Source organism: Streptomyces sp. NBC_00299, from assembly GCF_036173045.1.
Taxonomy (GTDB): Bacteria; Actinomycetota; Actinomycetes; order Streptomycetales; family Streptomycetaceae; genus Streptomyces; species Streptomyces machairae.
Genome location: NZ_CP108039.1, coordinates 2,425,044 through 2,446,136, shown reverse-complemented (window position 1 = coordinate 2,446,136; position 21,093 = coordinate 2,425,044). Strand labels below are relative to the sequence as shown.

The window sequence follows — 21,093 nt, the reverse complement described above, 5'->3', positions numbered from 1 at the left end:
GGAGGTCGGTCATGCGTATTCCGGCGCACTCGGTATGCACCGCGATCCGGGACGACATCGTCGCCGGGGTCCACGCGCGCGGCGGCAGGCTCACCGAAGAACTCCTCGCCCGCCGCTACGGCGTCTCCCGAGTCCCCGTGCGCGAGGCCCTGCGCACCCTGGAGGCGGAGGGCTTCGTGGTGACCCGGCGGCACGCGGGCGCGTGCGTCGCCGAACCGAGCGAGCAGGAGGCCGCCGACCTGCTGGAGATGCGCACCCTCCTGGAGCCGCTCGGCGCCTCCCGGGCCGCCCAGCGGCGCACCGAGGCCCATCTGAAGGTCCTGCGCGGCCTGGTCAGGCTGGGCCAGGAGCGGGCCAGGCGGGGAAACAGCGAGGATCTGCGCTCCCTGGGCGGCTGGTTCCACGAGACGCTGGCCCAGGCCTCCGGCAGCCCCGCCCTGACCTCGATGCTGACCCAGCTGCGCCACAAGATCGCCTGGATGTACGCCGTCGAGGCGCCGGCCGACCCCGTGGAGTCCTGGACCGAGCACGGCGCGATCGTGGACGCGGTGGCGCGCGGCGACGGCGAGCGCGCCCGCGCGATCACGGCGCTGCACACCGAGCGCTCGATCTCCGCGCACCGGCTGCGCTTCGGCTCCCGCGGTGATCGCACGGAGCGTGTGAGGAATTCGCAACATCCCGTAAACATGCCGAGCCTGCGGCATTAACACGGGCGCCGTATACAAAGAGGAGATATTCGGAGGCGGCGAATTCTCGCTGCCATTTTCGGATGTGCAGGTAATTCTCGGGCCCGCCCGCCTCGAAAGCGGGACCGCCTGCTCGAAAACACGAAGCCGGTGCCGAAAACAGTGAAGCCGCGCCCGCCGGAAAGGCGAGCGCGGCTTCACCGCTTGCTGTGGGAGGTCCCGCTCAGGTCCGTCAGACCGTCTCGGGCAGCTCCTCGAGGCCCTCGGAGACCAGCTTCGCCAGACGGTCGAGGGCGGTGTCCGCACTCTCGGCGTCGGAGGCGAGGACGATCTCCTCGCCGCCCTGGGCGCCCAGGCCCAGGACGGCCAGCATGGAGGCCGCGTTGACGGGGTTGCCGTCGGCCTTGGCGATCGTCACCGGGACGCCTGTGGCCGTGGCGGCTCGGACGAAGATGGAGGCGGGGCGGGCGTGGAGGCCCTCGGCCCAGCCGACGTTGACGCGGCGCTCAGCCATGTGATGCTGCCCTTCGGTTTTCAGGGTTGTCTAGACCAGTTTCCCACACCCGTGAAGCACGACGGAACTGGACGAACGTCTGACGAACGTCCCCTCCTGAGGTGACCGTCGGGTCGCGGCCTCGACCCCACGTACGTCCTGAACAGACTGCCTCGCGCCGTTGTCGTACGCGAGCCGTACTCTGGGCCCATGCAGAGCGCCTCGGACAGGCACGCGTACCCCGCCCACTGGGAAGCCGACGTGGTGCTGCGCGACGGCGGCACCGCGCGCATCCGCCCCATCACCGTTGATGACGCCGAGCGCCTGGTCAGCTTCTACGAGCAGGTGTCGGACGAGTCGAAGTACTACCGCTTCTTCGCGCCCTACCCGCGGCTGTCCGCAAAGGACGTCCACCGCTTCACGCACCACGACTTTGTGGACCGGGTGGGACTCGCGGCCACGGTGGGCGGCGAGTTCATCGCCACCGTACGCTACGACCGGATCGGCACCGACGGAATGCCCGCGTCCGCGCCCGCCGACGAGGCCGAGGTCGCCTTCCTCGTCCAGGACGCCCACCAGGGTCGCGGTGTTGCCTCCGCCCTGCTCGAACACATCGGTGCGGTCGCGCGCGAACGCGACATCCGCCGCTTCGCCGCCGAGGTGCTGCCCGCCAACAATAAGATGATCAAGGTGTTCACGGACGCCGGGTACACCCAGAAACGCAGCTTCGAGGACGGTGTCGTCCGCCTGGAGTTCGACCTGGAGCCGACGGATCGCTCGCTCGCCGTGCAGTACGCACGCGAACAGCGCGCCGAGGCCCGGTCCGTGCAGCGGCTGCTGGTGCCCGGCTCGGTCGCCGTCATCGGTGTCGGCCGCACCCCGGGCGGGGTGGGCCGCAGCGTCCTGGGCAACATCAGCGACGCCGGGTTCACCGGACGGCTGTACGCGCTGAACAGGGCGTTCCCAGAGGACCTCAAGGAACTCGACGGCGTGCCCGCGCACCGCTCCATGCACGACATCGAGGAGCAGGTCGACCTCGCGGTGGTCGCCGTGCCGGCCGCGTACGTCCCCGACGTGGTCGCCGAATGCGGCGAGCATGGCGTGCAGGGGTTGGTCGTGCTCTCCGCCGGGTACGCCGAGAGCGGGCCCGACGGCCGCGAGCGGCAGCGTGAACTCGTACGGCAGGCACGCGCCTACGGCATGCGCATCATCGGGCCGAACGCCTTCGGGGTCATCAACACCTCCGCCGACGTACGGCTGAACGCCTCCCTGGCCCCCGAGATGCCCCGCCCGGGCCGCATCGGCCTGTTCGCGCAGTCCGGCGCGATCGGCATCGCGCTGCTGTCCCGGCTCCACCGGCGCGGCGGCGGTGTGACCGGGGTCACCGGGGTGTCGACCTTCGTCTCGTCAGGCAACCGGGCCGACGTGTCCGGCAACGACGTCCTTCAGTACTGGTACGACGACCCGGACACCGATGTCGCCCTGATGTACCTGGAGTCCATCGGCAACCCGCGCAAGTTCAACCGCCTCGCCCGGCGTACGGCGGCGGCCAAGCCGTTGGTCGTGGTGCAGGGCGCGCGACACGGCGGAGCGGCGCCGCAGGGCCATGCCGTGCGCGCCACGCGGCTGCCGCACGCCACGGTGTCCGCGCTGCTGCGGCAGGCCGGGGTGATCCGGGTGGACACGATCACCGAGCTGGTGGACGCGGGCCTGCTGCTCGCGCGCCAGCCGCTGCCGACCGGCCCGCGGGTCGCGATCCTCGGCAACTCCGAGTCGCTGGGGCTGCTGACGTATGACGCGTGTCTGTCCGAGGGGCTGCGACCGCTGCCGCCGCTGGACCTGACGACGGGGGCCTCCGCGGCGGACTTCCACGAGGCGCTGTCGCACGCGCTCGCCGACGAGACGTGCGACGCGGTCGTCGTCACCGCCATACCCGCGATCGGCGACGCGTCGACCGGCGACGCCGAGCTGGCACAGGCCCTGCGGTCGGCGGCCGAGCAGGTGCCGGGGAAGCCGGTGCTGGTGGTCCACGTCGAGCTGGGCGGCCTCGCCGAAGCCCTGTCAGCCGCGGCGAGCACCGCACCGCAGGCGGACCGGAAGACGCCCGGCGCCCAGATCCGCCCCCACCCGTTCCGCCCCCTGGACTTCCAGGCCGGGAACCCGGCCGAGCAGCCGGACACCGCGCAGGGCCCGACGACCCTCATCCCCGCCTACCCCGCCGCCGAGCGCGCCGTCCGCGCCCTCGCCGAAGCCGTCAACTACGCGCAGTGGCGGCGCGACGCGGCCGACCCCGGCAAGGTGCCCGAGTACGAGGACATCGACGAGAAGGGCGCCGCCCAGCTGATCGGCGGGCTGCTCGCACGCGGTCAGGGGCTCACGCTCGGCACGGACGAGACCTGTGACCTGCTCGGGAAGTACGGCATCGACGTGCACCGAGCCCTGCACGCGCCCACCCCGGACGCCGCCGCCGACGCCGCCCGCACTCTCGGGTACCCCGTCGCCCTCAAGGCCACCGCCCCGCACCTGCGGCACCGCGCCGACCTCGGCGGCGTGCGGCTCGATCTCGCCGACGAGGAGCAACTGCGGCGGGCGTACGCCGAGTTGACGGACCTGTTCGGCAGGCCGGAGGAGCTGCGGCCGGTCGTGCAGAGCATGGCACCGCGCGGCGTCGACACCGTCGTACGGGCCGTGATCGACCCGGCGGCCGGTGCCGTCCTGTCCTTCGGTCTCGCCGGTGCCGCCTCGCAGCTGCTCGGGGACATGGCGCACCGGCTGATCCCGGTCACCGACCGCGAGGCGACCTCGATCGTCCGCTCCATCCGGACGGCACCGCTCCTCTTCGGCTGGCGCGGCTCCACTCCCGTCGACACACCTGCGCTGGAGGAGCTGCTGCTGCGGGTGTCGCGGCTGGTCGACGACCACCCCGAGGTCGTCGCGGTCACCCTGGAACCGGTCGTCGTCGCCACCCACGGCCTGAGCGTGCTCGGCGCCTCCGTCCGCCTCGCGCCGCCGCCCGCCAGGGACGACCTCGGACCGAGGACGCTGCCGACGTACTGAGAGCGCCCGCAGCGGTGCCTCGCAGTCAGTGCGCCCCCGTAGGATGGGCGTCATGGCCAAGACCAGTACGACGACCCAGGGGCTGCGTGCGGCGATCGAGCGCAGCGGCTACTATCCGGCCCTCGTGGCCGAGGCGGTGGAGGCCGCTGTGGGCGGCGAGCCCATCCGGTCGTACCTGGTCCATCAGGAGACGACGTTCGACCAGAACGAGGTGCGGCGGCACGTGACCGTGCTCGTCCTCACCCACAACCGCTTCATCGTCAGCCACACCGACGAGCAGGCCGCCGACAGCACCTCCCCGACGCCGTACGCCACGACGTCCACCGAGTCCGTGAAGCTCGGCCGGATCTCCTCGGTCGTCGTCAGCCGCGTCGTCGCCAACCCGGAGTCGTACACGCCGGGCACGCTGCCCCGCGAGATCGTGCTCACCATCGGGTGGGGCGCGGTCGCCCGGCTCGACCTGGAGCCCGCCGCCTGCGGGGACCCCAACTGCGAGGCCGACCACGGCTACACGGGCAGCTCCACGGCGGACGACCTCAGCCTGCGCGTCAGCGAGGCCGGCGACGGACCGGAGACCGTGCGCCAGGCGCTCACCTTCGCTCAGTCGCTCTCCGAGGCGACCGCGGACATCGCCCGCTGAGATGATCCAGCCCACCGCCTGGGACTCCCACCCGGAACCCCTCGCCGTCGACTCCGCGCCCGTCCCCGAGTACGGCAGCGGCTCGCTCGCCGATCTGCTGCCCACGCTGGCCGCCGGCATGGCCGTACCGGGTATGACCGCCGCGATCCCCGAGCTGGCCGCCGCCGACCGCGCCTGCGTGTTCCTGATCGACGGCCTCGGCTGGGAGCAGCTCAAGGCGCACCCCGAGGAAGCGCCGTTCATGACGTCGCTCCTGAGCAGCTCGCGCGGCGGCACCGGACACCCGATCACCACCGGCTACCCCGCGACCACCGCGACCTCCCTCGCCTCCGTCGGCACCGGCCTGCCGCCGGGCGCGCACGGCCTGCCCGGGTACACCGTGCGCAACCCCGAGACCGACGATCTGATGAACCAGCTGCGCTGGCAGCCGTGGACGTCACCGCGCGTCTGGCAGCCGTACCCCACGGTCTTCCAGCTGGCGCAGCAGGCGGGCGTGCACGCGGCGCAGGTGTCGTCGCCCACCTTCCAGAACACCCCGCTGACCAAGGTCGCGCTCAGTGGCGGAACGTTCCTGGGGCGGCTGGCCGGCGAGGACCGTATGGACCTCGCGGCCGAGCAACTGGCCGCAGGCGACCGCTCCCTGGTCTACACGTACTACGCCGAACTCGACGGCGCCGGCCACCGCTACGGCGTCGACTCCGACACCTGGCGCGGCCAGCTCATGTACGTCGACCGGCTCGTCCAGCGTCTCGCCGAGCAGTTGCCGCCGCGCACCGCGCTGTACGTCACCGCCGACCACGGCATGATCGACGTGCCCTTCGACGAGCAGCACCGCATCGACTTCGACGAGGACTGGGAGCTGCGCGCCGGCGTCGCCCTGCTCGGCGGCGAGGGCCGCGCGCGGCACGTGTACGCGGTGCCCGGCGCCGCGAACGACGTCCTGACCTGCTGGCGCGAGGTGCTCGGCGAGCAGTTCTGGGTGGCCTCCCGGGACGAGGCGATCGCGGCGGGCTGGTTCGGGCCACGGATCGACGAGCGGGTGTACGGGAGGATCGGCGACGTGATCGCGGCCGCGCGGGACGACGTCCTGATCATCGCGTCCGAGCGGGAGCCGAAGGAGTCGGCGATGGTCGGCAACCACGGTTCGATGACCCCCGCGGAGCAGTTGGTCCCCCTGCTCGAAGTACGCTCCTGAAACCTCCGCAGCCCGCCGTAGCCGACCTCTCCGCCGAAAGGTGCTCAACTCAACATGCCCGAGCTGGTGTTCTTCTCCGGAACGATGGACTGCGGGAAGTCGACGCTGGCTCTCCAGATCGAGCACAACCGTTCGGCGCGCGGGCTCGCGGGCATGATCTTCACGCGTGACGACCGCGCCGGCGAGGGCAAGCTGTCCTCGCGCCTCGGCCTGGTCACGGACGCGGTGGAGGTCGAGGACGGCGTGGACCTGTACGCGTACGTCGTCGACCACCTCTCCCGGGGCGGCCGCGCGGACTACGTCATCGCCGACGAGGCCCAGTTCCTCGCGCCCGACCAGATCGACCAACTCGCGCGCGTGGTCGACGACCTGGGCCTGGACGTCTACGCCTTCGGCATCACGACCGACTTCCGCAGCAAGCTGTTCCCGGGCTCGCAGCGCCTGGTGGAACTGGCCGACCGGGTCGAGGTGCTCCAGGTGGAGGCCCTGTGCTGGTGCGGGGCCCGCGCCACGCACAACGCCCGCACGATAGGCGGCGAGATGGTCGTCGAGGGCGCCCAGGTGGTCGTAGGTGACGTCAACCAGGCGGACGCCGTCGGCTACGAGGTCCTGTGCCGCCGCCACCACCGACGCCGTATGACGGCCGCGAGCGCACGGGCGGCGGCGCTGTCCCCGGACGTCCTGCCGGTGCATTCGGTCTGAGCCGAGGTCCCGTTCGGCGAGGTCTCGTTCGGCGCCCTTGCTCCCGAGCCCGTCAGCGCGGGTCCTGGATCAGGGCGAACCGGGCCCCCTCGGGGTCCGCCACCGTCGCCACGCGGCCGTGTGCGCTGTCGTGGGCCGGCTTGAGGACGTGGCCGCCGAGGTCGACGACCCGATCCAGCGTCTCGTCCGTGTCGGCGACCTCGAAGTACGTCACCCAGTGCGGGCCCCGGTCGCGCGGCAGGGAGGTGCCGACGCCGTGGATGCCGGCGACCGGGCGGCCGTCGACGAGCAGGGTGAGGTAGTCGAAGTCGGCGGAGACCACCGGCTCCTCCTCGTAGGCGAACACGGTCTCGTAGAACTTGGCCACGTTCACGGACTCGAAGGTCAGCAGCTCGTTCCAGGCCGGGGTGCCGGGCACGCCCGTGATGGCCGTGCCGCGGTGTTCGGCCCCTTGCCAGATGCCGAAGACGGCGCCGGACGGGTCGGAGCAGATCGCCAGCCGGCCGGCCTCGGCGGCGTCCAGCGGGCCCACGCCGACCGTGCCGCCGCACAGCCGTACCGTATCGGCGGTCTGGCCGACGTTGTTCGAGGCGAGGTAGGGCGTCCAGGCGATGGGGAGGAGGCGGTCGGGCGGCAGCTGGCCGATGCCGGCCACCTCACGGCCGTTCAGCAGGGCCCGCACGTAGGGGCCGAGTTGCTGGGGGCCGGGCTGGAACTCCCAGCCGAACAACGCGCCGTAGAAGTCCTGGGTCGCGGCCAGTCCGTGCACCATCAGACTCACCCAGCAGGGCGTGCCGGGCGCGTGCCGAGCGTGCGTCTCGCCGTTCGGGCCGGCCGACCCCCGTGCCTCGGTCATCGTCACTCTCTCCTCGGCCCCTCGCGGTGGCCGCGTCGCTTCCGCTGTCCGGACCCCCGTGCCGATGCTCGCACCACCCGTGGCCACGCGCGCTGCGGGCGCGCCGCGCACGGCGGCCGGTGCCCGGAGGATGCCCGGTGTGCGATTTACCGCCCGTTTCCGTGCGATTGCCGCCGGATGTCGATCGGCTGTACAGCATGTGCCTGATCCCGTACGCCTCGTGATCGGGCCTGTCCGGCGGGCAGAGTAACCGGACCGCGACGATGGGGCCACCCCGTGCGCAAGGATGGTGGCCATGAACGCCATCATCTCCGCATCAGAACTCGCCGGCGAACTGACGGGCGACAACCCTCCGGTACTGCTGGACGTCCGCTGGCAGTTGTCCCTGGCCAAGGCGGCCGGCGAGCCGCCGTTCGACGGCCGCGCCGAGTACGAGGCCGGGCACATCCCGGGCGCGATCTACGTCGATCTGGACCGGGAACTGGCCTCCGCGCCCGGTTCGCGCGGCCGTCATCCGCTGCCGGACTTGGCCGAATTCGGTACGGCGATGCGGCGTGCGGGCGTGACGTCGGGGAGGCCGGTGATCGTGTACGACGGCGGGCAGGGCTGGGCGGCGGCCCGGGCGTGGTGGCTGCTGCGCTGGACGGGTCACCCCGATGTGCGGGTCCTCGACGGCGGGTTGCCCACCTGGGAGGGACCGCTGGAGACGTCCGTGCCGACCCCGGCGGAGGGCGACTTCGAGCCGGTTCCGGGGGCGACGGAACTGCTCGACGCCGACGGCGCCGCGGCGCTCGCCCGGTCCGGGGTGCTGCTGGACGCGCGGGCGGGGGAGCGGTACCGCGGCGAGGTCGAGCCGATCGACCCGGTCGGCGGCCACATCCCGGGCGCCCTGTCCGCCCCCACGAACGAGAACGTGGTTGCGGACGGCCGCTTCCGCCCCGCCGGGGAACTCGCAGCACGCTTCAAGGCCCTGGGGGCGGCCGAGGGCGCGGCGGTCGGCGTGTACTGCGGCTCGGGTGTCTCCGCCGCGCACCAGGTACTGGCACTGGAGGTCGCCGGCATTCCGGCTGCGCTGTACGTCGGTTCGTGGTCGGAGTGGTCGTCGGACCCGTCGCGGCCGGTGGCCGTGGGGGCGGATCCGCAGTAGGGCGTGGCGAGGGGGGGAGCGGGGCGAGTCGCCCAGCGGGACGCCGCCCGGCCCCGCACAGCACGAGGGCCGCGCTGCTACCAGCGCGGCCCTCGTGCTCGTACGACCGCCCCGCAGCCGTACGACCGACTACTCCTGCTACTCCTGCTTCTTCCTCCGCGTCCCGAACACGATCTCGTCCCAGCTCGGTACCGCGGCGCGGCGGCCCGGGCGGACGCCGTCCGCTTCGGCCTGGCGGTCCGTGGCGCCGATGAGGCGGTCGCGGTGGCTGCCGACGGAACGGGGCATCAGGACGTCCGCGTAGGCGGAACCGGCCGAGGCGGCAGGGGCGGGAGGTTCCTCCGCGTCCGGCTCGGTGGGGGGTTCCTCCACCTCGGGCTCCGGCGGGCGCTCCGGCACCACCATGTCGCCGCGGAAGCTGGGCACCGCCTCCAGCAGGCTGGTGAGCGAGTCCCGTTCCTCCGTGGTCTCCTCGACCGGCTCGGAGGCCTGAGCCGGCAGGCTCGGGCGCTCTGTGCGTTCGAGGGCACGGTCCATCGACCGCTCGCGCGGAAGCCGGGCGATACGCGGCACGAACGGGAAGCTGGGCTCCGGCGCGGCGAGGTCCTCGGACTCGCCGATCAGCGAGCGCGCCTCCTCGTCGACGGCCTGGACGAGCCGCCGGGGCGGGTCGTACGTCCAGCTCGCCGAGTGCGGTTCGCCCGCCACCAGGTAGACCAGCAGTACTTCCCAGGTGCCGTCGTCGCGGCGCCACGAGTCCCACTGCACGGTGTCCTTGTCGGCGCCGCGCAGCAGCAGCCGCTCCTGGACGGCCTCGCCGAGCTGCGGACCGGCGGCGTTCTCGCCGGGCCGGCGGACGGGAGTCTTGCGGGCCCGTTCGGCCATGAAGGCACGCTCGGCGAGCACAGGGCCCTCGAAGCGCCGTACGCGGTCGACGGGGATGCCGGCGAGTTGGGCGACCTCTTCCGCGGTCGCACCAGCGCGTATACGCGCCTGGATGTCTCGGGGGCGGAGATGGCTCTCCACCTCGATCTCGATCTGGCCGAGGCGTGGACGGTCGCCGCGCACGGCGGCGCGCAGGCGTTCGTCGATCGGAAGCGTGTACTCCGTTGCGTCGGCAGCCTTCAGCACCAGCCGTGTGCCGTCATTGGAGACGGCCACGACACGCAGTTCGGGCATGGGGACCTCCCGGGTGGTGCCTGCCGACGTCACGTGCGTCGCTGCTTCCGCTAGTCGAGTGTGGCCTGCCCGGGTGCAGCCTGCCACAACCTTGCCGAGTTGCCCGGCGTGTCGGGCACGGGCCCTGGATCGCCGTTATGGCACGGTTACCTATTCGCAACGCTAAGTGACCAACTCCGTCACCCTGTGCAACTAGCCCCCTCCCGGCGGTCCTTGAAGGCCACGGACGCCCAGGCGGGAGACCGGACCCAGGGCTCGCAACAGTACTCCATTTGGGCCACGTGCGTGGATTGGCACGCCGCCCAACTTCTGGCAAGAAGTGTGACTCGGCCGCCCGTTGGGCGATTCGCGGATCTTGAACGTGGCGTACTTCACGCAAACATCGGAAACGGAACTATTGCTTTCAGCCGTAGGCCGCCCAGCAGCGAAGTCCGTTGCCCGAACGGGTCGAGCCGGTCGGGCGCTATGCCCCCAACACCCGCCGCAAGTAGTCGTTCTGGAATCGGCGGTCGGGGTCCAGCCGGTCCCGCAGGGCCGTGAACTCGCCGAAGCGCGGGTATACCTGAGCGAAGTACTCCGCGTCCCGCGTATGCACCTTGCCCCAGTGCGGACGTCCCTCGTGCGCCGTGAAGATGTGCTCGGCGGCGGTGAAGTACCGCCGGTACGGCGCGCCCTTGACCATGTGGACGGCGATGTACGCACTGTCACGGCCCGAGGCGGTGGACAGCGTGATGTCGTCGGCCGGCGCGGTGCGCACCTCGACCGGGAAGCTGACCCTGAGGCCGGAGCGCTCGACCATGGCCTTCAGTTCGAGCAACGTCTCGACGACTGCCTCGCGCGGGACGGCGTACTCCATCTCCACGAAGCGCACCCGGCGCGGCGATGTGAAGACCTTGTACGGGATGTCGGTGTAGGTCCGCGCGGACAACGCCTTGCTGGAGACCCGGGCGATCGTCGGAATGGTGGCGGGCGCCGCGCGGCCGATCCACTGGGCCACCTGGAACACGCCGTTGGAGAGGAACTCGTCCTCGAACAGGCCCCGGAGCTGGGGTACCGGCTTCTCGGGGCCCGCACTGCGGTTGTTGCGCTTGGTGTTGGTGCTGCCGGTGTGGGGGAACCAGTAGAACTCGAAGTGTTCGTTCTCGGCCCACAGTTCGTCGAAGTCCGACAGGACCCTGTCGAGCGGCATCGGCTCCTCGCGCGCGGCGAGCAGGAAGACGGGCTCCACGGCGAAGGTGATCGCGGTGACGACGCCCAGCGCGCCGAGGCCTGTCCGGGCGGCCGCGAAGACCTCGGGGTTCTCCTTCTCGGAGCAGGTGAGCACCGAACCGTCGGCCGTGACCAGTTCCAGGGCCTTGATCTGGGCGGCGATCGAGCCCGACTCGCGGCCCGTGCCATGGGTGCCGGTGCTGGTGGCGCCGGAGACGGTCTGCTCCATGATGTCGCCCATGTTGGTGAGCGAGAGCCCCTCGCGCGCGAGGGCCGTGTTGAGCCTCTTGAGCGGGGTGCCGGCCTCGACCGTGACCGTCATGGCCTCCCGGTCGATGTCGCGGATGCCGGTGAGCAGCTGAGGGCGGATCAGCACGCCGTCGGTGGCGGCGATCGACGTGAAGGAGTGCCCGCTGCCGACCGCCTTCACCTTCAGGCCGTCCTCGCCGGCCCGGCGTATCGCCTCCGCCAACTCCTCGACGGAGGCGGGAGTGACCTCCCGCGCGGGGCGGGCGGCGACCGTGCCGCCCCAGTTACGCCACGTGCCGTTCCTGCCGCTCGCTGTGCTGCTCAACGGTGCCTCCCCGACGCGGAGCCGGCTTGCTGAGCCGGCGGTACCCCAGAAAACCGACCACGACCGCGACGGCCCCGGACACCGCCGGAACCCCGTACCCGGCACCCGCACCGGCGGCGTCGATCACCCAGCCGGCCGCGGAGGAGCCGAGCGCGACCCCGACCGCGAGCCCGGTGCTCACCCAGGTCATGCCCTCGGTCAGTTGCGCGCGTGGTACGTGCTCTTCGATCAGGGACATGGTCGTGATCATCGTGGGAGCGACGGCCATGCCCGAGACGAACAGCGCCACGGCCAGAAACGGCAAGTTTCCGACCAGTAGGAGGGGGATCATACTCACGGCCATCGCGCATATGCCCAGCAGCCAACGACGTTCGGGCGCCCCCTTGAAGCGCAGCAGCCCGAACACGGCGCCCGCGGCGCAGGAGCCGGCCGCGTACAGGGCGAGCACGATGCTCGCGGCGCCCTTGTGGCCCTGCTCCTCGGCGAAGGCCACGGTGACCACGTCGACGGACCCGAAGATCGCTCCGGTCGCCACGAAGGTGGCCACCAGAACCTGCAGCCCGAGCGAGCGCAGAGCCGAGCCGTCGTCGTTGTGCTCGCGCGGGTGCGGTGCGGGCTCGGTGGCCCGCTGTGCGGTCAGCCAGAAGACGCCGACCGCCAGGAAGCAGCCCGCGAGCAGCGGCCCGGCCTCCGGGAACCATGCCGTGGACAGGCCGATGGAGATGATCGGCCCGAAGATGAAGCAGACCTCGTCGATCACGGACTCGAAGGAGTACGCGGTGTGCAACTGAGGCGTCCCGCGGTATATGGCGGCCCAGCGGGCACGGGTCATCGCCCCGATGCTCGGCACGCAGCCGATGCCGACGCACGCCACGAACAGCACCCAGTCCGGCCACTCGTAGTGCGCGGCGAACAGCAGCAGGGCGGCCGCTACGAGCGCGATCAGCGTCGCGGGACGCAGCACGCGCCGCTGCCCGTACCGGTCGACCAGTCGCGAGACCTGCGGACCCGCCACCGCGGCGGCGAGCGCGATGGTGGCCGACAGCGCGCCGGCGAGGCCGTACCGCCCGGTCAGCTGGGACACCATGGTCACGACCCCGATGCCCATCATCGACAGCGGCATCCGGCCGAGGAACCCCGCGGCGGAGAAGCCCTTGGAGCCGGGGGCGGCGAACAGGGCGCGGTAGGGGCTCGGCACGGGGGTCTCCGTCAGGCAGGAGCAGCGGGGCTGCAGTGGCTCGGGGTGGTGCGGGCAGGCGTGCGGGCGCACGGCAGGGCTCGAAGGCGCCCCGTAAGGCATGTGGATGGCCGATACAGCTTACGAGTTAGGTGACCCTAACGCACCCGTCCGGGCGCACGGGGAACCCGGGTGGTCACCCCGCCGTTTCCAGGCTGTCAGTACCGGATGACAGGATCGATCCATGCCAGACGCGCGCGATGCCACCCCCTACGACGCCTTGCTCCTGCTCTCGTTCGGCGGCCCCGAGGGCCCGGACGACGTGATCCCGTTCCTGGAGAACGTCACCCGCGGGCGGGGCATCCCCACCGAACGCCTGAAGGAAGTCGGCGAGCACTACTTCCAGTTCGGCGGCGTCAGCCCCATCAACGACCAGAACCGCGCTCTGCTGGACGCCCTGCGCAAGGACTTCGCCGAGCACGGTCTGGATCTGCCGATCCACTGGGGCAACCGCAACTGGGCGCCGTACCTGACGGACACACTGCGCGAGATGGTCGCCGACGGCCGCCGCCGCATCCTCGTCCTCGCCACCAGCGCCTACGCGTCCTACTCCGGCTGCCGGCAGTACCGCGAGAACCTCGCGGACTCGCTCGCGGCCCTTGAGGCCGAGGGCCTGGAGCTGCCGAAGATCGACAAGCTGCGGCACTACTTCAACCACCCCGGCTTCCTGGAGCCGATGATCGACGGCGTGCTCGACTCCCTCGCCGACCTCCCCGAGGACGTCCGGGACGGCGCCCACATCGCGTTCTCCACCCACTCGATCCCGACCGCGGCCGCCGACAGCTCCGGCCCCGTCGAGGACCACGGCGAGGGCGGGGCGTACGTCGAGCAGCACCTGGACGTCGCGCAGCTGATCGTCGACGCCGTACGCGAGCGCACCGGCGTCGACCACCCCTGGCGGCTCGTCTACCAGTCCCGCTCCGGCGCCCCGCACATCCCGTGGCTGGAGCCCGACATCTGCGACCACCTCGAGGAGCGGCACGCCGCCGGTGTCCCGGCCGTCGTGATCGCCCCCATCGGCTTCGTCTCCGACCACATGGAGGTCCTCTACGACCTCGACACGGAGGCCAAGGCCAAGGCCGAGGAGCTGGGCCTGCCGATGCGCCGCTCGGCCACCGTCGGCGACGATCCGCGGTTCGCCGCCGCGATCCGGGACCTGGTCCTGGAGCGCGCCGCCGTGGAGCGCGCGGAGGACGTCACGCCCTGCGCTCTCGGTGCCCTCGGCGCGAGCCACAACCTCTGCCCGGTGGGCTGCTGCCCGTCCCGCGCACCCAGGCCCGCCGCGGCGGGCGCCGACAGCCCCTACGCATGAGGAGCCCCGTGACCGACGCCCTGCACACGGAACTGCTCACCCTCGCTCAGGAGGCCGCCCGCCGCGCGGGAGAGCTGCTGCGCGACGGCCGCCCGGCCGACCTCGCCGTCGCGGCGACCAAGTCGAGCCCGATCGACGTGGTCACCGAGATGGACATCGCGGCCGAGAAGCTGATCACGGGCCTGATCTCCGAGCAGCGCCCGGACGACGGCTTCCTCGGCGAGGAGGGCGCCTCCACCGAGGGCACGAGCGGCGTCCGCTGGGTGATCGACCCCCTGGACGGCACCGTCAACTACCTCTACGGACTGCCGACTTGGTCCGTCTCCATCGCCGCCGAGCAGGACGGAGAGACGGTCGCCGGCGTCGTGGCGGCCCCGATGCGGGGCGAGATGTACCACGCGGTCCGCGGCGGCGGCGCGTGGGCCACGGGCGCCTGGGCAGGTGAGCGCAGGCTCACCTGCCGCGCCACGGCCCCTCTCGCCCAGTCCCTGGTCTCGACGGGCTTCAACTACGTCACCGAGGTGCGCAGCCACCAGGCCGACGTCGCCCAGCGGCTGATCCCCCTCCTGCGCGACATCCGCCGCGGCGGCTCGGCCGCGATCGACCTGTGCGACCTCGCCGCCGGCCGACTCGACGGCTACTACGAGCGGGGCCTCAACGCCTGGGACCTCGCGGCCGGGGACCTGATCGCCCGTGAGGCGGGCGCGCTGACGGGTGGGCGCCCGGGAGAGCGCCCCTCACGTGATCTGGCGGTCGCAGCGACACCGGGGGTCTTCGAGCCCCTCCAGCAACTCCTGGAGGACTTGGGCGCCTGGCACGACTGACGGCACGGCACCAGCAAAGAGCAGGGCCCCCGGCGCTGGATTCGCCGGGGGCCCTGTGGTGCTCATGAACCGGTCAGACGCTCGTCGCGCCGACTTCCACGCCATGCTCGGCGGCGAGGCGGCGCAGGTCGTCGAGCTCGCCCTGCTCCACCTCGACGAGGAAGTCGTCGCCCTCGTCGAGAGCCCGCGTAAGGTCGGACTCGGTCGCCCTTATGCGCTGCAGAAGTCCTGCGGTGAATGCGTCCATGCTGCGCCCCCTCGTCCTGGGTCGGTGGGTCGGTGGCACGGGGGTGTGCCGATCGGAAGGGACGATCACGTCTCCGGTGGATGCCCAGCGCTGCCCAGCCGGGCGGCGACGGTGCCGGACACCCACATCCACTCTGCGGGAAGCGGATCGCCTCGTACCGCATGGTGGTGCGGCACAAGCAGAGCGTGATCGCGGGGTGTAAAGCCGTCCTCCCCCCGCTTTCTTCCGCGGAAACCTCAACCGGAAGAGAAAATCTCGCATCCCCGGGCTTCACACCTGTCCTTCATGGCCCACTCACCCGTCTTACCGCCGACTTATGGCCGAAAAGGGCAGGATGGAGGTCAAGACACCCGACGAAGACCCCTGCCCGCGCGCGATGACACGCGCTACGCGGGTGGACACAGGAAGGACAAGCGACGTGCGCGTACTCGTCGTCGAGGACGAGCAACTGCTCGCCGATGCGGTGGCCACCGGACTGCGCCGGGAGGCCATGGCCGTCGACGTCGTGTACGACGGTGCGGCCGCCCTGGAGCGCATCGGCGTCAACGACTACGACGTGGTCGTCCTCGACCGCGACCTCCCTCTCGTGCACGGCGACGACGTCTGCCGCAAGATCGTCGAACTCGGCATGCCCACACGCGTGCTGATGCTCACGGCGTCGGGCGACGTCAGCGACCGTGTCGAGGGGCTGGAGATCGGCGCCGACGACTATCTGCCGAAGCCTTTCGCGTTCAGCGAGCTGACGGCACGCGTGCGTGCCCTCGGCCGCCGTACGAGCGTGCCGCTGCCGCCCGTCCTGGAGCGCGCCGGCATCAAGCTCGACCCCAACCGCCGCGAGGTCTTCCGCGACGGCAAGGAGGTGCAGCTGGCGCCGAAGGAGTTCGCCGTCCTGGAGGTGCTGATGCGCAGCGAGGGCGCGGTCGTCTCGGCCGAGCAGCTGCTGGAGAAGGCCTGGGACGAGAACACCGACCCGTTCACCAACGTGGTCCGGGTGACCGTCATGACGCTGCGCCGCAAGCTGGGAGAGCCGCCGGTGATCGTCACCGTGCCCGGTTCCGGCTACCGGATCTGATACCCCATGGCCACGACACCCGCGCCTCCGCAGGCGCCGCCGAAACCCACCTGGGCCCCCCGCAGGGCGGAGGCCGCCTTCCCGTGGCTGCGCCCGACCATCCGCATACGCCTCACGCTGCTGTACGGCGGCATGTTCCTGATCGCCGGCATCCTGCTGCTGTCGATCATCTATCTGCTGGCCGCGCAGGCCATCAGCACGGGCAACCAGCCGCCGTTCAAGATCCTGGGCGCGAGTAACGAGATCAAGGTCGCCAGCGCCGACTGCCCGGCGGTCAACAACGCCACGGGCCTGACGCTCAACGAGTTCAACTCCGCGATCAGCGAGTGCATCGACCAAAAGCGTCACATCGCTCTGGACAACCTCCTCAGCCGCTCCCTGCTGGCCCTCCTCGGCCTCGCGATCATCGCCTTCGCCTTCGGCTACGCCATGGCCGGCCGTGTCCTGTCGCCGCTGGGCCGGATCACCCGGACCGCGCGCGCGGTGGCGGGCTCGGACCTGTCCCGTCGCATCGAGCTGGACGGCCCGGACGACGAGCTGAAGGAGCTGGCCGACACCTTCGACGAGATGCTGGAGCGATTGCAGCGCGCCTTCACCGCCCAGCAGCGGTTCGTGGGCAACGCCTCGCACGAACTGCGCACCCCGCTCGCGATCAACCGCACGCTCCTCGAGGTGCACCTGTCGGACCCGGGCGCGCCGGTCGAGCTCCAGCAGCTCGGCAAGACGCTGCTGGCCACCAACGAGCGCAGCGAGCAGCTCGTCGAGGGCCTGCTGCTGCTCGCCCGCAGCGACAACCAGATCGTCGAGCGCAAACCGGTGGACCTCGCGGAGGTGGCCGGGCAGGCCGTCGACCAGGTGCACGCGGAGGCGCAGGCCAAGGGTGTGGAGATCCGCGGCGAGCAGAAGCCCGCCGTCGTCCAGGGCAACGGCGTGCTGCTGGAGCGGATCGCCCTGAACCTGGTGCAGAACGCCGTCCGGTACAACATCCCGGAGGGCGGCTGGGTCGAGGTCACCACCGAGGTCCAGCACGGGCAGGCGGTCCTGGTCGTCTCCAACACCGGGCCCGTGGTGCCGGCGTACGAGATCGACAACCTCTTCGAGCCGTTCCGGCGGCTGCGTACGGAGCGCACGGGCAGCGACAAGGGTGTGGGCCTGGGACTGTCCATCGTGCGGTCCGTGGCGCGGGCGCACGGCGGCCACATCTACGCGCAGCCGCGCGAGGGCGGAGGTCTCGTGATGCGAGTGACCCTTCCGGTCTGAGAGCATGTGCGCCGACACCCGGCGGGTATTCGGGGATGTTCGCTTTGCGCGGAATTTTCTGGGCACCCGGTCGGCTGTTCCGTGTGTGATCGATCACAAGGGCGGTTTTCCGGCCATCTACTCTCCGTGATCATGTGCCTTGCCGAAAAGCCGGGAAAATCCGGGTTTTCAGGGGTCTTGATCACGGGAAGTACACGGTGAGACGCCTTTGAACTGCGGCATTGGGACCATGTACGGTCCCGTTCGCCATCCAAGCCGATCACTCTTGGGGAGTCCGGTTGGGTGTCGATTGAGTAACAGACCTTGATGTGAGGCAAAATCTCCGCCTCGGGTCGGGCACAAGTCCGGCCTCTCACGCGTTACGTGCGCTGGAGACACCGCAGACACCCAGAGGGGGAGAGCGACATGGCAACGGATTACGACACCCCACGCAAGACCGACGACGACGTCGACTCGGACAGCCTTGAAGAGCTGAAGGCCAGGCGGAACGACAAGTCGACGTCCGCAGTGGACGTCGACGAGTTCGAGGCTGCCGAAGGCCTGGAGCTGCCCGGCGCGGACCTCTCGAATGAGGAGCTGGCCGTCCGGGTGCTGCCCAAGCAGCAGGACGAGTTCACCTGCATGAGCTGCTTCCTGGTGCACCACCGCAGCCAGCTGGCCCGGGAGAAGAACGGCCAGCCGATCTGCCGCGACTGCGACTGAGGTCGGGTCGGGCATGACTGGCTCGACCCCTCCTTGGAAGCGCCGCTTCCCCGCGCGGGGAGCGGACCAGGAGCCGTCCGACGGCTCGTACGGCGCGCGTGAAGGCGAGCGGGGCTCATCCGACAAGGGAGCCTCGCTCGAACCGATGTCCGGGCCTGACCTCCCGGCATCGGTGGAGGTTCCCGCGCCCGTCGCGAAGCGGCGGGTCGCGGCGTTCCGGGAAAGGGCCAGGGAAGGGGTCCGTAAGGGCGGCAGCCGCGCCAGGGCGGGCCTGGCGTACCTCGCCGACCGGATCATCGAGAACGCCCCGCGGATCCCCGTACGGGACCTCGCGACCCTGCGTCGGCACTTCCCGGGCCTCGGGCCCGAGCAACTCGCGGACAAACTCGTGGCGGGCGCCGCGAACGCGACCTCCACGGTCGGCGCGGGAGTGGGCGCGGCGGCGATGCTGCCGGTGCCGCCCGCGATGCCGACGGAACTGGCCGCCGAGGTCACCGGCGTGGCCGCGATCGAGCTGAAGATGATCGCCGAGCTGCACGAGGTGTACGGCGTACGCCCGCCCGGCAATCTCAAGGACCGCAGCACCGCGTATCTGTCCTCGTGGTCCGAGGAGCGCGGCATCGACCCGATGAAGCCTGCGACGATCAACGCCGCTCTCGGCGGGCAGATGAAGCGCGAGCTGCGTCAGCAGATCATGAAGCGCATGGTGCGCAACCTGCCGAACCTGATGCCCTTCATGGTGGGCGCCGCCGTCGGCGCGGTCATGAACCGCCGGGACACCAAGAAACTCGCGGCCCGCATTCGGGCCGACCTTCGCAAGGTCCAGGTCCCGTGGGACGAACTGCCGGAACTGCCGGCCCTGGAACGCCCCGCGCACCCGCTCGAGATGGGCGACATCATGCGTGAAGCCCGGGGCAAGGAACTCGGAGACGGCTGAGAACCGGCAGGCGGGACGCCCGCGAGAGGGCGTTCGGAATGCCGCGGCCAAACCTTTACGACGGCGAGAGCAGGCCTTGACCAGGGCCGGTGACGGCCCGTTCTGGTGTGCTAGGCCGAGACCTTCGCAGCCTTGATCGCCTCCGCCAGCCGCTCCGGCTCACGGGTCGACAGGTAGAGGTACGGCGTCGGGTCCTCGGGGTCGGTGACCTCGACGCGAAGGGCCGAGGGGATGTAGGCGCGCAGCAGCAGGAAGGCCCGGGTGTCGGCCTTGTGGGTGCGCCAGGCACGGGCCTCCTCGGGGCCCAGCACGTGTGCCTCGCCCAGCGCCCGCACCGGAACCTTCGCCTCACCGGCGATCAGCGCGTCGCCCACCACGCGGATGCGGACCGAGCCGTACGAACTGGCCATGACGGCCGCCGCGGCGGTGCCGCCGGCCAGGCCGACGAGCATGGGCAGCGTGCCGAACGGCAGCAGGATCAGGGCCAGGGAGAGCCCGACCAGACACGAGACCAGCCACCAGGAGCGGGGCGCGGTGAGTCGTTCTTCGTACGGGGCGGCGGAGAGCTGCATGGAGCCAAGCTTGGCACGGTGTCCGGATACAGCCGACGCGCGGGTAAGGTCTGCGGCTGTGAGTGGCATTTCCCCGTCTCTTAAGCCTCCGGCCGACGCCGTGAAACCGGTGCGGCATGCCGAGGCTCCCGCGCCCGGTGAGCTGCTTGGCGCGCACTACGGCGAGTGTTTCGGCTGCGGCGGCGAGCAGCCCCACGGGCTGCACCTGGAGGCACGGGCGGGTGACGGCGTCAGCATCACGGCCGAGTTCACCGTGCAGCCCGCCCATCAGGGGGCGCCCGGACTGGCGCACGGCGGTGTCCTCGCGACCGCCCTCGACGAGACCCTCGGTTCGCTGAACTGGCTGCTGCGGACGATCGCCGTGACCGGACGGCTGGAGACCGACTTCGTACGGCCGGTTCCGGTGGGCACGGTCCTGCACCTGGAGGCCGAGGTGACGGCGGTGGCGGGCCGCAAGATCTACTCCACCGCCACCGGTCGGATCGGTGGCCCCGAAGGACCCGTCGCCGTCCGCGCCGACGCCCTCTTCATCGAGGTGAAGGTCGACCACTTCATCGACAACGGCCGCCCCGAGGAGATCCGGGCCGCCATGAGCGACCCGGACCAGGTCCGGCGTGCCCGTGCCTTCGAGGTGAACCCGTGAGCCGTGAACCCCTGAACGTGCTGATCCGCCGGGTCGACCCGGACGTACCGCTTCCGACGTACGCGCTTCCCGGTGACGCGGGAGCCGATCTGCGCACCACCGAGAGCCGTGAACTCAAGCCGGGGGAACGGGCCGTACTGCCCACCGGGGTGTCTGTCGCCCTCCCGGAGGGGTACGCGGCCTTCGTGCACCCGCGTTCCGGTCTCGCCGCCCGCTGCGGTGTCGCCCTCGTGAATGCCCCGGGGACGGTTGATGCCGGGTACCGTGGGGAGATCAAGGTGATCGTGGTGAATCTCGACCCGCACGAGCCCGTGCGGTTCGAGCGCTTCGACCGGATTGCCCAACTGGTTGTCCAGCAGGTCGAGAGGGTTCGCTTCCAGGAGGTCGCGGAGCTTCCCGATTCGGCACGGGCCGAGGGGGGCTTCGGGTCCACCGGCGGGCATGCCGCGGTGGGCGAAACAAGCGATACAAGCGGTCAGGCCGCCGATGGCGGCGCTACGGGTGGGAATCGATACGCTTCGGTCGTATCCGACCGGGAAGGACAGTGAC

General features: G+C 71.1%; 21 protein-coding genes. 14 read left to right on the top strand and 7 right to left on the bottom strand.

Annotated elements, in window-relative coordinates:
• Positions 1-11: 11 nt before the first annotated feature.
• The gene (locus OHT51_RS10595; RefSeq protein WP_328878665.1) at positions 12-707 is read left to right on the top strand and encodes a GntR family transcriptional regulator; all 696 of its coding nucleotides are present in this window, start codon (positions 12-14) and stop codon (positions 705-707) included.
• Positions 708-918: 211 nt separating this feature from the next.
• Here OHT51_RS10595 and OHT51_RS10590 read toward each other — a convergent pair whose 3' ends face one another.
• Positions 919-1,200: an HPr family phosphocarrier protein gene (locus OHT51_RS10590; protein ID WP_328878664.1), complete on the bottom strand. Its 282-nt coding sequence runs from the start codon at positions 1,198-1,200 to the stop codon at positions 919-921.
• 189 nt (positions 1,201-1,389) lie between these two features.
• On the opposite strand from OHT51_RS10590, the gene OHT51_RS10585 reads away from it, so the two are divergent.
• From OHT51_RS10585 to OHT51_RS10570, 4 genes are read left to right on the top strand one after another with little or no spacing between them, the layout of a single operon-like run.
• Positions 1,390-4,236: a bifunctional acetate--CoA ligase family protein/GNAT family N-acetyltransferase gene (locus tag OHT51_RS10585; RefSeq protein WP_328878663.1), complete on the top strand. Its 2,847-nt coding sequence runs from the start codon at positions 1,390-1,392 to the stop codon at positions 4,234-4,236.
• A gap of 52 nt (positions 4,237-4,288) precedes the next feature.
• Positions 4,289-4,876, top strand: a complete 588-nt coding sequence (locus tag OHT51_RS10580; protein ID WP_328422510.1) for a DUF5998 family protein — start codon at positions 4,289-4,291, stop codon at positions 4,874-4,876.
• 1 nt (position 4,877) lies between these two features.
• A complete protein-coding gene (locus tag OHT51_RS10575) occupies positions 4,878-6,071 on the top strand; it encodes an alkaline phosphatase family protein (protein ID WP_328878662.1) in 1,194 nt (397 codons plus the stop codon).
• Between the two features lie 54 nt (positions 6,072-6,125).
• Positions 6,126-6,773, top strand: a complete 648-nt coding sequence (locus OHT51_RS10570) for a thymidine kinase (RefSeq protein WP_328878661.1) — start codon at positions 6,126-6,128, stop codon at positions 6,771-6,773.
• A gap of 52 nt (positions 6,774-6,825) precedes the next feature.
• Here the strand turns inward: OHT51_RS10570 and OHT51_RS10565 are convergent, their stop codons facing one another.
• Complete coding sequence (locus OHT51_RS10565; RefSeq protein ID WP_328878660.1) at positions 6,826-7,629, bottom strand: VOC family protein; 804 nt, start codon at positions 7,627-7,629, stop codon at positions 6,826-6,828.
• Between the two features lie 295 nt (positions 7,630-7,924).
• Here OHT51_RS10565 and OHT51_RS10560 point away from each other — a divergent pair, with 295 nt between their 5' ends.
• The gene (locus tag OHT51_RS10560) at positions 7,925-8,776 is read left to right on the top strand and encodes a sulfurtransferase (protein ID WP_328878659.1); all 852 of its coding nucleotides are present in this window, start codon (positions 7,925-7,927) and stop codon (positions 8,774-8,776) included.
• A gap of 138 nt (positions 8,777-8,914) precedes the next feature.
• On the opposite strand, the gene sepH is transcribed toward OHT51_RS10560, so the two are convergent.
• The 3 genes from sepH to OHT51_RS10545 all read right to left on the bottom strand — a co-directional run bounded on the left by sepH (position 8,915) and on the right by OHT51_RS10545 (position 12,936).
• Positions 8,915-9,955, bottom strand: coding sequence for a septation protein SepH (gene sepH / locus OHT51_RS10555; RefSeq protein WP_328878658.1), 1,041 nt, complete (start codon positions 9,953-9,955; stop codon positions 8,915-8,917).
• Positions 9,956-10,418: 463 nt separating this feature from the next.
• Positions 10,419-11,738 carry a D-arabinono-1,4-lactone oxidase gene (locus OHT51_RS10550; protein ID WP_328878657.1) on the bottom strand — a complete coding sequence of 440 codons (1,320 nt, stop codon included), beginning with the start codon at positions 11,736-11,738 and terminating at the stop codon, positions 10,419-10,421.
• Complete coding sequence (locus tag OHT51_RS10545) at positions 11,698-12,936, bottom strand: MFS transporter (protein WP_328878656.1); 1,239 nt, start codon at positions 12,934-12,936, stop codon at positions 11,698-11,700. Before OHT51_RS10545 ends, OHT51_RS10550 begins: the two co-directional genes overlap by 41 nt.
• Positions 12,937-13,159: 223 nt before the next feature.
• Here OHT51_RS10545 and OHT51_RS10540 point away from each other — a divergent pair, with 223 nt between their 5' ends.
• Positions 13,160-14,287, top strand: a complete 1,128-nt coding sequence (locus OHT51_RS10540) for a ferrochelatase (RefSeq protein WP_328878655.1) — start codon at positions 13,160-13,162, stop codon at positions 14,285-14,287.
• An 8-nt stretch (positions 14,288-14,295) separates the two neighbouring features.
• Positions 14,296-15,111 (top strand): inositol monophosphatase family protein, encoded by an 816-nt coding sequence (locus OHT51_RS10535; protein ID WP_328878654.1) that lies wholly within the window; start codon positions 14,296-14,298, stop codon positions 15,109-15,111.
• A gap of 73 nt (positions 15,112-15,184) precedes the next feature.
• On the opposite strand, the gene OHT51_RS10530 is transcribed toward OHT51_RS10535, so the two are convergent.
• Positions 15,185-15,358: a hypothetical protein gene (locus tag OHT51_RS10530; protein ID WP_328878653.1), complete on the bottom strand. Its 174-nt coding sequence runs from the start codon at positions 15,356-15,358 to the stop codon at positions 15,185-15,187.
• Between the two features lie 418 nt (positions 15,359-15,776).
• On the opposite strand from OHT51_RS10530, the gene OHT51_RS10525 reads away from it, so the two are divergent.
• The 4 genes from OHT51_RS10525 (at position 15,777) to OHT51_RS10510 (ending at position 19,329) form a co-directional block, all read left to right on the top strand.
• Complete coding sequence (locus OHT51_RS10525) at positions 15,777-16,430, top strand: response regulator transcription factor (protein WP_007385219.1); 654 nt, start codon at positions 15,777-15,779, stop codon at positions 16,428-16,430.
• A 6-nt stretch (positions 16,431-16,436) separates the two neighbouring features.
• The gene (locus OHT51_RS10520) at positions 16,437-17,690 is read left to right on the top strand and encodes a sensor histidine kinase (protein WP_328878652.1); all 1,254 of its coding nucleotides are present in this window, start codon (positions 16,437-16,439) and stop codon (positions 17,688-17,690) included.
• A gap of 405 nt (positions 17,691-18,095) precedes the next feature.
• Positions 18,096-18,392: a DUF4193 domain-containing protein gene (locus tag OHT51_RS10515; RefSeq protein WP_005481602.1), complete on the top strand. Its 297-nt coding sequence runs from the start codon at positions 18,096-18,098 to the stop codon at positions 18,390-18,392.
• A 13-nt stretch (positions 18,393-18,405) separates the two neighbouring features.
• On the top strand, positions 18,406-19,329 hold the full coding sequence (locus tag OHT51_RS10510) for a hypothetical protein (protein ID WP_328878651.1): 924 nt from the start codon (positions 18,406-18,408) through the stop codon (positions 19,327-19,329).
• Positions 19,330-19,439: 110 nt separating this feature from the next.
• Here OHT51_RS10510 and OHT51_RS10505 read toward each other — a convergent pair whose 3' ends face one another.
• Positions 19,440-19,901: a DUF3093 domain-containing protein gene (locus tag OHT51_RS10505; protein WP_328878650.1), complete on the bottom strand. Its 462-nt coding sequence runs from the start codon at positions 19,899-19,901 to the stop codon at positions 19,440-19,442.
• 58 nt (positions 19,902-19,959) lie between these two features.
• On the opposite strand from OHT51_RS10505, the gene OHT51_RS10500 reads away from it, so the two are divergent.
• Both OHT51_RS10500 and dut read left to right on the top strand, forming a co-directional pair.
• Positions 19,960-20,544 carry a PaaI family thioesterase gene (locus OHT51_RS10500; RefSeq protein ID WP_328878649.1) on the top strand — a complete coding sequence of 195 codons (585 nt, stop codon included), beginning with the start codon at positions 19,960-19,962 and terminating at the stop codon, positions 20,542-20,544.
• The gene (gene dut / locus OHT51_RS10495; protein WP_328422480.1) at positions 20,541-21,092 is read left to right on the top strand and encodes a dUTP diphosphatase; all 552 of its coding nucleotides are present in this window, start codon (positions 20,541-20,543) and stop codon (positions 21,090-21,092) included. The genes OHT51_RS10500 and dut overlap by 4 nt, the downstream gene beginning before the upstream one ends.
• Position 21,093 lies beyond the last annotated feature (1 nt).

Coding starts and splice junctions, on each gene's coding strand:
- OHT51_RS10595 (WP_328878665.1), top strand. CDS start 12: ATGCGTATTCCGGCGCACTCGGTATGCACCGCGATCCGGGACGACATC.
- OHT51_RS10590 (WP_328878664.1), bottom strand. CDS start 1,200: ATGGCTGAGCGCCGCGTCAACGTCGGCTGGGCCGAGGGCCTCCACGCC.
- OHT51_RS10585 (WP_328878663.1), top strand. CDS start 1,390: ATGCAGAGCGCCTCGGACAGGCACGCGTACCCCGCCCACTGGGAAGCC.
- OHT51_RS10580 (WP_328422510.1), top strand. CDS start 4,289: ATGGCCAAGACCAGTACGACGACCCAGGGGCTGCGTGCGGCGATCGAG.
- OHT51_RS10575 (WP_328878662.1), top strand. CDS start 4,878: ATGATCCAGCCCACCGCCTGGGACTCCCACCCGGAACCCCTCGCCGTC.
- OHT51_RS10570 (WP_328878661.1), top strand. CDS start 6,126: ATGCCCGAGCTGGTGTTCTTCTCCGGAACGATGGACTGCGGGAAGTCG.
- OHT51_RS10565 (WP_328878660.1), bottom strand. CDS start 7,629: ATGACCGAGGCACGGGGGTCGGCCGGCCCGAACGGCGAGACGCACGCT.
- OHT51_RS10560 (WP_328878659.1), top strand. CDS start 7,925: ATGAACGCCATCATCTCCGCATCAGAACTCGCCGGCGAACTGACGGGC.
- sepH (WP_328878658.1), bottom strand. CDS start 9,955: ATGCCCGAACTGCGTGTCGTGGCCGTCTCCAATGACGGCACACGGCTG.
- OHT51_RS10540 (WP_328878655.1), top strand. CDS start 13,160: ATGCCAGACGCGCGCGATGCCACCCCCTACGACGCCTTGCTCCTGCTC.
- OHT51_RS10530 (WP_328878653.1), bottom strand. CDS start 15,358: ATGGACGCATTCACCGCAGGACTTCTGCAGCGCATAAGGGCGACCGAG.
- OHT51_RS10520 (WP_328878652.1), top strand. CDS start 16,437: ATGGCCACGACACCCGCGCCTCCGCAGGCGCCGCCGAAACCCACCTGG.
- OHT51_RS10515 (WP_005481602.1), top strand. CDS start 18,096: ATGGCAACGGATTACGACACCCCACGCAAGACCGACGACGACGTCGAC.
- OHT51_RS10510 (WP_328878651.1), top strand. CDS start 18,406: ATGACTGGCTCGACCCCTCCTTGGAAGCGCCGCTTCCCCGCGCGGGGA.
- OHT51_RS10505 (WP_328878650.1), bottom strand. CDS start 19,901: ATGCAGCTCTCCGCCGCCCCGTACGAAGAACGACTCACCGCGCCCCGC.